Below are 13580 nucleotides of genomic sequence, written 5' to 3'. Positions count from 1 at the left end.
TTGATTATGAGATTTTCAAGAATCAGTCTGTTATTCGATTAACTATTCTTGTCCCCTTTATCTTTAGATTTTTCCTTTACTTTTTGCTTCACTTTATCACCAGGGTTCAAATCTTTTGAAACTGTTGAATACGGTCCGGTAACAATAACATCTCCATTTTTCAATCCTCCGGACACTTCAATATAATTGTCGTCCTGAATTCCCGTTGTAACAATTTGAAGTTTTACTTTATCACCGTTTTTAACAAATACACATTCATAACGTTTTTCATTTTTAGCCGGTGTATTTTGCTCTGTTTGAAATTCTTCATCATCATCAGATTCCAAATAAGCTTTTCTTGCAGAAGTTGTATCAGTTCTCATAACAACAGCACTGATAGGTACGGCCACAACATTTTCCTTACGCGTTGTTATAATGTCAACAGTTGCTGTCATTCCAGGGCGGAAAGGTGAAAAATCAGCGGGCTTGCCTTTCATCAGATCAGCATATGATTCTTTTACAATACGGACTTTAACTTTAAAGTTAGTCACCTGATCAGCTGATACTACATTATTGGCAGAATTAGAAATACTTGTCACAATCCCTTTAAATTCTTTTTTCAGATAGGCATCCACTTCAACATTAGCTTCATCACCAATTTCAATTTTAACAATATCATTTTCATTAACATCAACTTCGACTTCCATGTTATCAAGATCCGCCACACGCATTAATTCTGTACCAGTCATTTGCTGTGTACCTAAAACACGTTCACCCAACTCAACAGCAAGTTTCGAAATTGTACCGCTCATAGGTGCATAAATAGCTGTTTTACCAAGACTTTCTTTTGATTCATTCACTGTTGCCGCTGCGCTAGCCACATTATAATAAGCTGCATCTTTAGCTGCTTTAGCCCCCTCAAAGGCAGCCGCTACTTTATCCCATTCAGCGCCGGAAATAATACCTTTATCAAAAAGCTTTTTATTACGCTCATAATTCGCTTTAGCCTCTTTATATTGAGCATCTACCTGTGAAAGTCCTGCTTTAGTATTTGACAACCCAGCCTGTGAACGGTTTACGCCCTGCACATATAACTTAGGATTCACCCGCGCCAGCAAAGCGCCTTTTTGAACAGTTTGTCCTTCTTTTACAGGCAATTCTATTATTTCCCCCGATACTTCTGAAGAAATTTTAACCTCCATTTCCGGCTGTATTTTCCCGGTGGCTGAAACTGTTTCGATAATTGTACGTTGTTCAATCTTTGCAAATTCAACTTCAACCGCATCAGTATTCTCTCCAAAAATACCCGCTTTTTTCAATCCTACGAGACCGGCAATTACAACTACTGCACCTCCAATTAAAATATATTTAGTTCTGCTTGTCATGTTTTTTTATTTTTGAATAATAGGAATCCCGAAATAGAATTCTAAAATTTTAGTTCTGAAAATATAATCGTATTTTGTTCGTAGAAGTTCTGATTGCGCATTTTCAAGCGCCGAAGTAGATTGAGAATAATCAAAGGCATTTAACATTCCTACTTCGTATCTGTCCTTTGAAAACTCATTAGCTTTCTGACGTGCTTCTAATGTTTTCAAAGCTGATTCATATGTTTTTTTGGCATTTAAAACATCGTTATACGCCTGATAAACATTTCTTTCCAAATCCAATTCAGATTGCTGTAAAAGTAAATTTGTTCTCTCTACGTTTTGTTTACTTCGCATTACTCTTGTTCTTGATGCTAATCCGTTTAAAATAGGGACATTTAATTGCAAACCATAAGCAGTACCATCAAATAAAGTAATTTGATCCATAAAACTCATAGGAAAATTACTAGACCATCTGTTATTGTAACCTAAGAAAGCGGATAATGTAGGGTAATAAGAAGAACGAGCAACTTCAACATCCTTTTTTGCTATTTCAAGATTTGAACTAGCTATTTTAATATCTTTCACTATACTCTTAGCTTTACTCAATATGGTTTCTGGCTTTTCTTCTAACACCACAGTAGGTTTTACGCTGTAATCTGTATCTGCAATGTCAAAACTAGAATAGTCTTTTAAGTTTAAAATTTGTGCTAAATTGATTTTAGCAATAAACAAGGTGTTCTCTGCTGTAACATATTGTTGCTCTTGATTAGCCAGCGTAGCCTCAAGCTCATACATATCTCCTTTAGGCAAAGTCCCTGCTTCAATTAACTCTTTTGTTCTATTAATATTTTCTTGAGTTATATTTTTCTGATTCTGAATCACTTTCAACTGTTCTTTATTGAACAATATTTGCAAATAAGCATTCGCGATATTCAAGGAAATATCATCTTTCATCTTATCCAGCTTATACGAAGTGGCAATAGCATTTAATTTAACTCTTTGAACATTCTTCCAGTTACGAAGTCCACTAAACAAGTTTATACCAGCAGAAGCTCCAGATGAAAATGATTTAAAAGTTTCATTTGAAAACTGGTTAGTAGTTGGGTTAATATTCGCACCTGTGTTCACGTTATAGTTTGCATTGGCATTTAAAGTAGGTAAAAAAGATGATTTTGCTTCTAAATCATCCACTTTTGTATCTTTTATGTCCAATTCAGATTGCTTGATACTAATATTATTTTGCAACGCATAACTTACACATTCTTCCAGGCTCCATTTTTTTGTTTGTCCAAAAGATGATATCGCAAAGAAGGAAAGTAATGCAATTAATATAGTTTGTTTTTTCATTAGTTTGAAATCTCGCTTTAGATAATTTTAACAATTAGACTACTACGCTGTTGATTTGTTACAACCTGAAAGAAAATAATTTTATTTTTGTGTCAAATCACACAAACAGATGAAACAGCTTTCTAACGTTTTTAGAATTTCCATACTTGCTTTTTTGCTTCAAAACTGCTCATCCACACAAAAAATAGAACTCATGAAACCTGAACCTGACGAAGCGGCTCCGATTACCTACCCTATCACATCTTCTTATATAAGTTTCCCCATCAATCTATCTGTAAAAGACATAGAAAACCAGACCAACAAAGCTTTAAATGGTTTAATCTATGAGGATAACAATCTTGAAGATGACAAGATAGAAATTAAAATATGGAAGAATGCTCCTATTACCATTCAGGAAAAAGAAGGAAAACTTAAAACTATAGTTCCCTTAAAAATATGGGCTAAAGTTAAATATGGAACATCAGCACTTGGTTTGGATTTATACGATATAAGAGAATTTAACCTTAACGGCAATGTAGATTTGACAAGTTTTGTAAGCATGTCTAACTGGAAAATCACAACTGAAACAGAATTAGAAACCATTTCATGGAATGAAAGCCCCACTGTTACTATAGCCGGCAGTAATGTAAAAATCACTTATCTAATCAATCCGGCAATCCGTATTTTCAAATCCAAGATTGAGAGACTCATCGATAATTCTTTAGCCAAAACTTTAGATTTTAAATCCAATATTTTAGAGATGATGCAAAAGACCAGTGAACCCGTAGAAATAAGTAAAACCTATCAAACCTGGTTAAAAGTTACTCCACAGGAATTATATGCAACTGAAGCAAAGCTTGAAAAAAACGCGGTGAGCATGAATGTGGGACTAAAATGCCTGATGGAATCGTATGTAGGCCATAAACCGAAAGCTGTTTTTGACAAAAATAAAATTGCACTGAAACCGATAAGCAATTTACCGGACAAGGTTCTGGCCAACATCGCAGCCGTATCCACATATCAGGACGCTTCCAGATTAATGAATGCCAATTTTAAAGGAAAAGAATTTACTTCGGGTAAAAGAAAAGTAACCATTCAAAATGTTGAAATCTGGCACAAAAACGGAAAAATGATTATTGCACTGGATATGCTGGGAAGTTTAAACGGCCGAATCTATTTGTCAGGATTTCCTAAATACGACAGTGAAAAGAAAGAATTTTATTTTGAGGATCTTGATTATGCTTTAGAAACAAAGAGCAAACTCATGAAAACAGCCAATTGGATGTTTCAGAGTATGATTTTATTAAAACTTAAAGAGAACTGCCGTTATTCGGTTATACCTAATTTAGAAGAAGGCAAGAAAAACATTTTACACTATTTGAACAACTATTCTCCTATGCAGGGGGTGTTTGTGAATGGAAAACTGGGCGAAATCACTTTTGGCAAAGTGCACCTGACTAATCATGCCATTATAGGCTTCCTGAATATAACAGGAACTATCCGTGTTAATGTAAATGGAATGTAAAAGTTTTAAGCTCTTTTTTTCTTATACATTTTATATATATAAATAGCTGCAATTCCAACCAAAATATACGGAATTGCCATAAGGTAAACTATTCCGTCATTCACTGCTTCAGCCTGAGCAGTGTCTCCTGTACTTTCCAATGAAGCACGGCACATGGCGCATTGGGCATTTGAAGCAATAGGCAATAGGCAATAAGAAATAAGAAATGTAAATTTTATTTTCAATTTTTGACTAATTAACATAATAAGGTGAAATCATTAAGTATACAATAACTCCTGTAACAGCCACATATAACCAAAGCGGAAATGCAATTTTTGCAATTTTTTTATGCCTGTCAAAACGTTGTGCAAGCGCTCTTACATAAGTAACCAGCACCAATGGTATAATACCGATAGAAAGTACTATATGCGAAACCAGGATAAAGAAATAGATACCGCGCATTAATCCAGTACCGCCATAAGGAGTTGCTTCCGCAGTCATATGATACGCTACATACATCCCTAAAAATGCAACAGAACATGCTATAGCAGATTTCATTAAACGCTCATGTAATACTCTGTTGCCGTTTTTCACAGCTATTACTGCACTGACTAAAAGCACAGCAGTGATTCCGTTGATTGTTGCATAAATAGGAGGCAAAAAAGACAAAGGTTTGACATCAAATCCAAAATCTTTTAGCTTTACCTTAAATAATAATGCAACCACCAGAGGAATAGCCACTGATAAAATTACGATCCAAACGTTATATTTTTTTTCGATATTAGTATTTTCCATTATTCTGCTAAAAGTTTTGATATATCTTGTTTAATTTGTTTGATTCCTTCAGGTTTTAAACCATCATAGTATACAATAGGGTTGCCAAAATCATCTTTACGGCAACGGATATTTCCTTCCTTATCGATCAGAGCAAACATTCCAGAATGTTCAAAACCGCCATTCGCCTTTTTGTTTTCACCAACATAAAGATTAAAACCTTTTTGAGCTATTTCATAAATATATTTTTGCTCTCCAGTTAAAAAATGCCAGTTCATACCGTTTAATTGTAACCCTTCGGCATGTTCCTTCAATACTTCAGGTGTATCATTTTCAGGATTGATTGTTATTGAAGCAATCCCGAAATTTGCGTTGGATGCAAAACTGTCCTGAACCAATTTCATGTTTTTATTCATAATGGGGCAAATCGTAGGACAGGTAGTAAAAAAGAATTCAACCACATATACCTTACCTTTGTAATCCTCATTTGATATACTTTTACCGTTTTGATTGATTAACGAGAAAGAAGGAGATTTCCCTACTTCATAAAGATCACTTTTACCAGTGCCTTGGTCCGCGACTTTCCCTAACCTTTCATCTTTTACAATCTCTCCATTTTTAATTCTTTGGACAATTTTTGGAATCACTAAAATTCCAAAAATCAGAATTATAAAACTTACGCCTATGTAGGATTTATTTTTCATATTATTTCTTTTCGTGTAAACGGAAGTTCTCTTTGTTCTTGTTGCGTTTTAATGCCAAACGGTATTCGCGTAATAGAATTTTAACATCGTCGGTCATTTCGTTATGCAAATCTGCTGCAGAAACAGCATTATAACTTTCACGGTATTCTTCTTTACCTTCTTTATTTTTCCCTTTTCGTCCCCTGTGATTAATGTCTTTGTCCATGATATAGACTTCTGACGTTGCACAGTTGGCATCCAGTTTTCCTTTCAGATTAAAAGAATCGAAATAGGCTTGTATTTCAGGTTTAGACGCAAAAACAACTTTGTAACCAGATAAGTTTTCAGTAAATCCGGCTAGTTTTTCAAACAGCGCTTTGACTTTGTCCTGACTTCCGTCAACAGCAATCAAAACAATCTGAAAATCTTTGAAACCAACATACTTATCGTATATTTTTTGATTCAAATTAAATATGTTTCCTTGAGCTTCTTTTATATTGTCACCAATAAATCCGACTACTGTGATTTTATTTTTTAAAAAAACTTTTTCGCCATTCAACGATTTCCAGTCAGGCAATTCCCTGTTATTTTTTGACAAAGTAGGCAAAAACAGCTGATTATGAGTCGCAGATGCGAAGATAAGATATATTACTATTGGCAAAACCAACAATACAATCAATATAAGTTTCTTATTCATTAGAGAGGAATTTAAGAGAGTACAAAAATAAAAAAATCCCGACTAAATCGGGATTCTTTATGAATTAATATGTTGTTAAAAATTCCACTTGATAGTTGAATCTCTAAACACCTCAAATACATAATCAGCTTCTACCAATAAGATGAACACTAAATATATGATAAGAAATACCAGCGGACCTACAACAGACCAGCGAAGTGCTGCCACTTCACCTTCCAAGTGCATGAATGCCCACATAATTCCATATGCTTTTGCTACTGTTAAAATAATGAATATCCAGTTAAGTAAATTCATTCCCAACACGTTTGTAAAAAGTAACGAATGCGGCTTATAAATACCCAAAGCAACTTCTACTATTGTGATTAAAGATAAAATTCCAAAAACCTTCCAAATTCTACCTACGTTAGATTCGTGTGCGTGTCCCATAAGATCTAATATTTTTTTATTATACTAAGTAGAAGAATGTAAATACAAACACCCAAACTAAATCTACAAAGTGCCAGTACAAACCTACTTTTTCAACCATTTCATAACTACCTCTTCTCTCATAAGTACCTAAAAGCACATTCAAGAAGATGATAATATTGATAACTACCCCTGAAAATACGTGGAATCCGTGGAATCCTGTAATAAAGAAGAAGAAGTCAGCAAACAACTTATTTCCGTACTCATTTTGCTTAAGATTAGCCCCTTCAATTACAGAAACAGCTGATTCCAAATGAGCAAGTGACTCTTCACGGGATAAAACTATTTTTTGTTTAGTAGTCTGATCTATTTTTTCAGAACGCACTAAAACATTCTCATTAGCTTTAAAACCAGCCACTACTTCAGCAACTGACACAGACGTCAATGCAGGCTCATCTTCGTACCACAAACCATTGCTGCGTTTGTGCTGCACACGTTCTTCCGGCAAAGCAACCGCAAATTCATGTAAAGCAACTCTTTTCCCGCTTTTGTCAACGAATTGCAGAATTGACCCGCCTTTAGTCTCCACAGCTCCATATTCTCCTTTGATGAAGTTTTTCCATTCCCAAGCCTGAGAACCAACGAAAATCAAACCACCAATGATAGTTAAGAACATGTAAACCGCCACTTTATCTTTTTTCATCTGATGACCGGCATCAACTGCCAACACCATAGTTACTGATGAAAAGATAAGGATAAAAGTCATCAATGCAACGTAGTACATTGGCGCAGGAACTCCGTGCATGAATGGGAAGTGTGTAAACACCTCATCGGCCAAAGGCCAAGTTTCGATAAATTTAAATCTTGAAAAACCGTAAGAAGCAAGGAATCCAGAGAAAGTTAGAGCATCTGATACGATGAAGAACCACATCATCAGTTTACCATAGCTCGCTTTCAAAGGCTCGTTTCCGCCGCCCCAAACTTTACCTTCAGTACTTGTAGTAACTGTCGTTGCCATAGAATTCATTTTAAAAAGTTGTCAAATGTACGTTTTTTTCTTATTTTACGAAATACAAAAACAAAAACAAATACACCCAAAGAAAGTCCAAAAAGTGCCAAAACATCGCACCTAGCTCAATTCCAGTGGTTTGAGATGAGTTGTATTTTTGTTTATAATGATTATAAATTATAATTAAAAGCGAAATAACGCCTGCAAAAAGGTGCACCAGGTGCAATAATGTAAGCATATACAAGAACGAAGTAGTCACAGTACTTTCACTTCCTGTAAAATAATACCCCATATCAATTACCTGACTAAAGCCTTTGAATTGAAAAAATACAAATGTCAACCCAAGAAGCAAAGTAGCCAATAAAAATATTGTTGTATTTTTCCGGTCGTCCTTTTTGATTGCCATTTTAGCAAAGTGAACAGTCACACTGCTCATAATAATCACAATCGTACTAATTGTAAAAGCCGGAGGTAAAATCATTTCATGAATCCAGTCTTTACGGGAAGCACTCACCAGATAAGCACTGGTTAATCCCGCAAACATCATAAACATACTCAGCATTCCAAACAACAGAATAAGCTTGTATGAACGCGCTTTTTTCTGTTTCTCTTCTTGTATAGAAAGTTCCATTTATCGTAAAAATTTATCTAAAATATATACTATTTGAAGCAGTGAGATATACGAAACACTCACCAGCATTAATCGTTTGGCAGCCTTATCAGTCTGTTCCTGATAGAGTTTGACAGCAAAATACAGCATCCAAAAACCTAAAAGCAAAACTATAATTGCAGAAACACCTGTTAAATATAACTGGCCTGTATATCCGAAACTAGGCAATACCGAAGCAACCACCAGCCACAAAGTATACAATATCGTCTGCATAGCCGTTGATTTATCTCTATTTCCTGTAGGCAGCATAAAAAAACCTCCTTTTTTATAATCATCATATAAAAACCAGCCAATAGACCAGAAATGGGGAAATTGCCAGAAAAACTGAATTAAAAACAAAGTACCGGCTTCAATCCCGAACTCACCTGTAGCGGCAACCCACCCCAACATAAACGGAATTGCTCCGGGAAATGCTCCAACAAAAACCGAAAGCGGTGTTTTGGTTTTTAGAGGCGTATAGACACTGGTATATAAAAATATTGAAATCGCGCCAAACATAGCCGATTTCTCATTGATATTATACAAAATCACAACTCCAAGAACCGCGAGAACCGAAGCAATTACAAAAGCAGCAGTAACTGTCATTCTGCCGGAAGGAATAGGACGGTTTTTAGTTCTATCCATTAAGGCATCCAGATCTTTTTCTATGATTTGATTGTAAGCATTAGAGGCTCCCACCATGCAATAGCCGCCAACAGCAAGCATAGCCAGCGTTATCAGACTTTGCTGATTGATTTCCTCAACTCCAAGCAAATATCCGGCCACTGAGGAAAATACCACACTGACAGCCAGACCCGCTTTGGTGATCTCTTTGAAGTCAAGAAATATAGATTTTAATGAAAAAGTAGAATTTACAGTGCTCAAGGCAATATTTTTAAAAATCGATGCAAAGATAGTCTTTAGTTTAAAAGTTTAAAAGTTTTGCATGAGATTAATTAACTAGAGAAACATTCCAAATTTGAAGAAACAAAAAATTTTAGCAAAAAATCGAAAATAATATTTTGATTATAAACCCGGGAATTTTAAACTTTAATCTTTCAAAACTTCCCAAAGCCCATGTATATATATACTTTCTACAAATTTACTTCCTCCTAGGCCGTATATGATTATATATTTTTCATCGTAATTAAGAAAGAAAAAATCATCAAAAAAATGATTCTCAACAACACATTTTAAACTAAAACCATCTATTTTTAATATTAAATCAAATTTATCAGCAATTTCACTTAAAAAAGAATCATCTGAATTTACTTCATTTTTCAATTTGATATTATTTGACCCAAAAAGCATAATTTTTTCACCACAAACTTTTACAAATGATTTTGAAAAAACTTCAAAATCACAAGATGTAAAATAATTATCATAAATTTCTTTAACATCATTATCGTGGTGACCATCGTTAAAAATATAATCAACAATTTTCCTGATTTCTACTTTCAAAAACATCAAATCAAATCCTATTTCAATAATCCATAAAAATCATTCTTCCCATTTCCTTTTAATAATCAAAATACCAGTTAAACACATCTGAACGCAGTCCGATTGAGAACCAGGTTGTATTTTCTTTAAACACAGTGGCCGTGTTTGCAGCCGGGCTGAAATTTCGATAAATAAAATTAGCAAAAAGCTTCAAATTAGCATTTGGATTCACCAGATAACCGGCATTTAGATCTGCCATAAAAATATTCGTTTTATTTCCCTGACCAACTTTCACACCTTTGTCAGCAAATCTTTGATCATCATAATCTTTATAGATATTTGATCCATAGTTTTTAGTATCTGATGCTGTATCAAAATCAAAACCTCTGACTCCAAGATTCAATTTAGCCTCTCCAAACAATCTCCCTTTATTATAACGCGCTATCGCCACCAATTCACTTAAGTTTGATCCCCAGTTATGCCCCATACTCTGATTGTTATGACCATAATTCGTAAGCACTTCACTATGCGAATACACGTAAGGCCGCACAATATTATATTCCGCCTGCAGATATAAATTCGGCACACCGAAAGCGTTATAATATTTTCCTCCTATCTGATACGCCATCTTATTGCGCCAGCTTTTATCACTGCCAAACATATCACCAACCGCAAATTCATCTATCAGCAACTGTCCATAAAAATTCACACTGTTGCTCCATTTGTATTTTGTTGTCAATCCCAATGCCGCATTTCCACTTTTTGAAGAAGAGGAAAATTCAACGGAACGGTAGAAAATCACAGGATTCACAAAGTTAATATCAAACCCTCTGTTATTTGTATTTGACCATACAACCGATTCAAAGAAACCTATATTCAGCCTTTTGGATGCATTCCAGCTCAAATAATGATTCGCCATATATTTTGTGGCGTAAGTCTTTTCGGCAGTGACTGCCGGACGGACATCTTTAAGCCACATATAGGTGTTGGTATATTTAATTTTCCAGAAAGTTGTATTAATCTTTACAAACGGATAAGGACTGGCCCCATCTCCTTCCAACAACGAACGATAACCATCACCTATAAAATTCCGGCTATATCCTAACTGAAGATTCAAATGCGAACTGGGCGTATATGAAATATTGGCATCTGCAGAAGGAAAATCAAATTGGTTCCCTCTAAAATCTTTGGCTATACCAATTCCAGGAATTATCGCAGGATTACCACCGGATGGCTTTTGTGAAATTGAGAGTCTGTTATAATATTCGGCAAAGAAACCCTGACTTTCAAAAATAGAAGAAGTAAATGTCAGATTTTCACCTAAACCTCCTTGTATTTGAATTGCTCTTGTATTATTATAAGTAAAACCATCAGTTTCCGGAGAAGTCTTACCTAAGCGTAAATCCCAGACAGGATTCATTGTAAACCAATAGTCTTCCCCCTGAATAGCAACCAGATTTTCATTAAACAATTTCCTGCCCCACCAGCCTGTTTTATTCAATTTGATTTTATCGTTTACCGCATTAAAATCATAATATTTTACAACCTCATTATACGTAAATGGTCTGGAACCCGTATGACTGTTGGTACCTACCTGATTCATAAATCCGTCGAACTGCGCATAATAACTGTGCGATAAAGGAATATTCAAATGACTTTTAAACTGAGGATTATCAAACTTTTTATATTCTTTTTTTACAGATTCAAATTCATTACTTTCATCTTTCAGTCCAACCTGAATTTTTTCAGAAGTAATTACATCTTCTTTTTTTTCAGCGGGATTCTTTAGTGGAATATAGGTTGTCAAAGTATATCTTGCATATGCAGGATTTCCGTTATACGTTGAAGGTTCAACTTTTGGCAAAACAGAAAATACCCTTTTAGACTCTTCAATCAATTCCGGATAAATGGCGTCAACATACAAAACTTTAAAAATACCTGTTGTGTCCACTTCAAAAAGCGTAATAACCTTTCCTTTAAAATCTTTCTCTTTAACCACATCGGGTATCTGGAAATTTTTATACACAAAATCTTCCAGTTGATTATAAAAACAAAGCTCCAAATCCTTATTTAAAGTATTTTGGCAAGCCGGAAAAACCGGAAATTTTTCCTGATTATTTACTTGTGCAAAAACGTTTTGAAAAGCTATTATAAATAAAGCGAAAAGTATTTTTTTCATTTAAGTCGATTAATTTTAATATCCTCCTTCAGAAGTTTTACCATCAGCAATGGTTTTTGCTGCAGAGGTACCTATACGTTTGACTCCTAAACGGATCATTTCCAAAGCCTCTTCCAAAGTTCTTACTCCACCGGCCGCTTTCACCGGAAGCGGGTGCGAATTTTCAATCATCAGAGTAATCGTTGGAATTGTGGCTCCGTTGGGCATTCCTTCGGGTGTTTTATAGAAACCTGTTGATGATTTTACAAATATTTTAGGATAATCACTTTTTCCAAAATTTTCAACAACGGTATTCTTAATCAATGAAGATATTTGAATAATCTGATCATCAGACAAAGCCGCCACTTCAATTATAAACTTAACAATTTTATGATTAAGCAGTCCTAACCGCGTAGCTGACAGTACCTCCTCTTTTATAAGATGGACATCCCCTTTTTTGAAAGCTTCATAATTAACAACAAAATCCAGCTCATCCGCACCATCTTTTATGGCAATTTCGGCTTCATTTATTTTATTTTCAATTGAGGAAGAACCAAATGGAAAATCAATTACAGTACCCACAACAACTCTGGAATTAGTCTCATCAATCATTTTACGGGCCATTTTTACATGCTCCGGACGAATCATAACCAATTTAAAATCCTCTTCAATAGCTTCCTGAATAGTATTTTTCACAACCTGAGTGTTCTCTTCTTCAGTAAGATTGGCCTGATACGCTGTTTTTAAATAAGTAGAGTCTAAATATTGTCTGATATCCATGATTCAAAAATTTAAGACTATAAAAATAAAAAATCCCACCGAGGTGGGAAGTGTTTCTATGGTTTTTCTTTCTTTAAAATTGAAAGAGAAAAAAACGCTCCGGTAATTGCTCCCAGAGAGTTGGCCAAAACATCGTAAATATCCGAATGCCTGTCCCGGGTGAGCGCCCCCTGAAGGAATTCCACTCCAATACCTGTCATTACCGCCAGAGCAACAACAAATACAATTATTTTTACTCCTTTTTGCTTTAAAAAATAAAGATACCTGTACCACAAAAAAACAAAGACAAAGTAGAACATGAAATGCACCACTTTGTCTTGATTAGGAAATATATATTTTGGATTTACAGAAGGTGCTTTAAAACTAAGCAAAAGCATCATGACTGTCCATCCTAAAGCCAGCCAAACCGAATTTTTATTAGGCTCCGATAAGGCTTTTATAATCATCACTTGACAATAAAGACTCTATTTCTGAAGCTTCGGAGATTTTAACTTTAATCATCCAAGCCGCTCCATAAGGATCAGAATTTACCAATTCAGGGTTTGACTCTAATTCTTCATTAAATTCAATAATTTCTCCTGATAACGGTAAAAATAAATCAGATACAGTTTTTACTGCTTCAACAGTTCCAAAAACCTCATCTTTAGCTAAAGTTTGATCCAAAGTATCCACTTCAACATATACGATATCACCCAGCTCTTTTTGAGCAAAATCTGTAATTCCTACTGTTGCAACATCGCCTTCAATGCTAACCCATTCGTGGTCTTTTGTGTACTTTAAATTAGTTGGTATGTTCATTGTGTTAATTT

At 34.8% G+C, this 13580-nt stretch carries 16 protein-coding genes; 1 reads left to right on the top strand and 15 read right to left on the bottom strand.

From position 1 onward, the window contains the following. Positions 1-38: 38 nt before the first annotated feature. On the bottom strand, positions 39-1364 hold the full coding sequence (locus tag EZM65_RS05135; RefSeq protein WP_136667474.1) for an efflux RND transporter periplasmic adaptor subunit: 1326 nt from the start codon (positions 1362-1364) through the stop codon (positions 39-41). 6 nt (positions 1365-1370) lie between these two features. Then, the gene (locus EZM65_RS05130) at positions 1371-2693 is read right to left on the bottom strand and encodes a TolC family protein (protein WP_136667473.1); all 1323 of its coding nucleotides are present in this window, start codon (positions 2691-2693) and stop codon (positions 1371-1373) included. 193 nt (positions 2694-2886) lie between these two features. Between EZM65_RS05130 and EZM65_RS05125 the strand changes: the two genes are divergently transcribed. Continuing rightward, positions 2887-4197: a DUF4403 family protein gene (locus tag EZM65_RS05125; protein WP_371682987.1), complete on the top strand. Its 1311-nt coding sequence runs from the start codon at positions 2887-2889 to the stop codon at positions 4195-4197. A gap of 5 nt (positions 4198-4202) precedes the next feature. On the opposite strand, the gene EZM65_RS05120 is transcribed toward EZM65_RS05125, so the two are convergent. The 13 genes from EZM65_RS05120 to gcvH form a co-directional block, all read right to left on the bottom strand. After that, positions 4203-4439, bottom strand: a complete 237-nt coding sequence (locus EZM65_RS05120; protein ID WP_136667471.1) for a hypothetical protein — start codon at positions 4437-4439, stop codon at positions 4203-4205. Continuing rightward, a complete protein-coding gene (locus EZM65_RS05115) occupies positions 4429-4971 on the bottom strand; it encodes a DUF420 domain-containing protein (protein ID WP_136667470.1) in 543 nt (180 codons plus the stop codon). Before EZM65_RS05115 ends, EZM65_RS05120 begins: the two co-directional genes overlap by 11 nt. Continuing rightward, the gene (locus EZM65_RS05110) at positions 4971-5654 is read right to left on the bottom strand and encodes an SCO family protein (protein WP_136667469.1); all 684 of its coding nucleotides are present in this window, start codon (positions 5652-5654) and stop codon (positions 4971-4973) included. The genes EZM65_RS05115 and EZM65_RS05110 overlap by 1 nt, the downstream gene beginning before the upstream one ends. 1 nt (position 5655) lies before the next feature. Next, a complete protein-coding gene (locus EZM65_RS05105) occupies positions 5656-6330 on the bottom strand; it encodes a hypothetical protein (RefSeq protein ID WP_136667468.1) in 675 nt (224 codons plus the stop codon). A gap of 75 nt (positions 6331-6405) precedes the next feature. Then, positions 6406-6756: a cytochrome C oxidase subunit IV family protein gene (locus EZM65_RS05100; RefSeq protein WP_136667467.1), complete on the bottom strand. Its 351-nt coding sequence runs from the start codon at positions 6754-6756 to the stop codon at positions 6406-6408. A gap of 19 nt (positions 6757-6775) precedes the next feature. After that, positions 6776-7753: a cytochrome c oxidase subunit 3 gene (locus tag EZM65_RS05095; RefSeq protein WP_136667466.1), complete on the bottom strand. Its 978-nt coding sequence runs from the start codon at positions 7751-7753 to the stop codon at positions 6776-6778. Positions 7754-7793: 40 nt separating this feature from the next. Beyond that, positions 7794-8375: a cytochrome c oxidase subunit 3 gene (locus tag EZM65_RS05090; RefSeq protein ID WP_136667465.1), complete on the bottom strand. Its 582-nt coding sequence runs from the start codon at positions 8373-8375 to the stop codon at positions 7794-7796. After that, positions 8376-9278, bottom strand: a complete 903-nt coding sequence (cyoE, locus tag EZM65_RS05085; protein WP_136667464.1) for a heme o synthase — start codon at positions 9276-9278, stop codon at positions 8376-8378. Between the two features lie 165 nt (positions 9279-9443). Then, the gene (locus EZM65_RS05080; protein WP_136667463.1) at positions 9444-9860 is read right to left on the bottom strand and encodes a hypothetical protein; all 417 of its coding nucleotides are present in this window, start codon (positions 9858-9860) and stop codon (positions 9444-9446) included. Positions 9861-9912: 52 nt separating this feature from the next. After that, complete coding sequence (locus EZM65_RS05075; protein WP_136667462.1) at positions 9913-12012, bottom strand: gliding motility protein RemB; 2100 nt, start codon at positions 12010-12012, stop codon at positions 9913-9915. Between the two features lie 15 nt (positions 12013-12027). Then, positions 12028-12771, bottom strand: coding sequence for a deoxyribose-phosphate aldolase (deoC, locus tag EZM65_RS05070; RefSeq protein WP_136667461.1), 744 nt, complete (start codon positions 12769-12771; stop codon positions 12028-12030). Positions 12772-12827: 56 nt separating this feature from the next. Then, positions 12828-13217, bottom strand: coding sequence for a VanZ family protein (locus tag EZM65_RS05065; RefSeq protein WP_136667460.1), 390 nt, complete (start codon positions 13215-13217; stop codon positions 12828-12830). Beyond that, positions 13189-13569, bottom strand: a complete 381-nt coding sequence (gcvH, locus tag EZM65_RS05060; RefSeq protein WP_136667459.1) for a glycine cleavage system protein GcvH — start codon at positions 13567-13569, stop codon at positions 13189-13191. Before gcvH ends, EZM65_RS05065 begins: the two co-directional genes overlap by 29 nt. Positions 13570-13580: the final 11 nt, after the last annotated feature.

The sequence above is a fragment of the Flavobacterium sp. H122 genome, from assembly GCF_004959765.1.
Taxonomy (GTDB): Bacteria; Bacteroidota; Bacteroidia; order Flavobacteriales; family Flavobacteriaceae; genus Flavobacterium.
This window is presented reverse-complemented; position numbering and strand designations above follow the sequence as displayed.

Bases quoted from the DNA above. Each gene is read 5' to 3' on its own strand.
- EZM65_RS05135 (WP_136667474.1), bottom strand. From the start codon at position 1,364: ATGACAAGCAGAACTAAATATATTTTAATTGGAGGTGCAGTAGTTGTA.
- EZM65_RS05130 (WP_136667473.1), bottom strand. From the start codon at position 2,693: ATGAAAAAACAAACTATATTAATTGCATTACTTTCCTTCTTTGCGATA.
- EZM65_RS05125 (WP_371682987.1), top strand. From the start codon at position 2,887: ATGAAACCTGAACCTGACGAAGCGGCTCCGATTACCTACCCTATCACA.
- EZM65_RS05120 (WP_136667471.1), bottom strand. From the start codon at position 4,439: ATGTTAATTAGTCAAAAATTGAAAATAAAATTTACATTTCTTATTTCT.
- EZM65_RS05115 (WP_136667470.1), bottom strand. From the start codon at position 4,971: ATGGAAAATACTAATATCGAAAAAAAATATAACGTTTGGATCGTAATT.
- EZM65_RS05110 (WP_136667469.1), bottom strand. From the start codon at position 5,654: ATGAAAAATAAATCCTACATAGGCGTAAGTTTTATAATTCTGATTTTT.
- EZM65_RS05105 (WP_136667468.1), bottom strand. From the start codon at position 6,330: ATGAATAAGAAACTTATATTGATTGTATTGTTGGTTTTGCCAATAGTA.
- EZM65_RS05100 (WP_136667467.1), bottom strand. From the start codon at position 6,756: ATGGGACACGCACACGAATCTAACGTAGGTAGAATTTGGAAGGTTTTT.
- EZM65_RS05095 (WP_136667466.1), bottom strand. From the start codon at position 7,753: ATGGCAACGACAGTTACTACAAGTACTGAAGGTAAAGTTTGGGGCGGC.
- EZM65_RS05090 (WP_136667465.1), bottom strand. From the start codon at position 8,375: ATGGAACTTTCTATACAAGAAGAGAAACAGAAAAAAGCGCGTTCATAC.
- EZM65_RS05080 (WP_136667463.1), bottom strand. From the start codon at position 9,860: ATGTTTTTGAAAGTAGAAATCAGGAAAATTGTTGATTATATTTTTAAC.
- EZM65_RS05075 (WP_136667462.1), bottom strand. From the start codon at position 12,012: ATGAAAAAAATACTTTTCGCTTTATTTATAATAGCTTTTCAAAACGTT.
- deoC (WP_136667461.1), bottom strand. From the start codon at position 12,771: ATGGATATCAGACAATATTTAGACTCTACTTATTTAAAAACAGCGTAT.
- EZM65_RS05065 (WP_136667460.1), bottom strand. From the start codon at position 13,217: ATGATTATAAAAGCCTTATCGGAGCCTAATAAAAATTCGGTTTGGCTG.
- gcvH (WP_136667459.1), bottom strand. From the start codon at position 13,569: ATGAACATACCAACTAATTTAAAGTACACAAAAGACCACGAATGGGTT.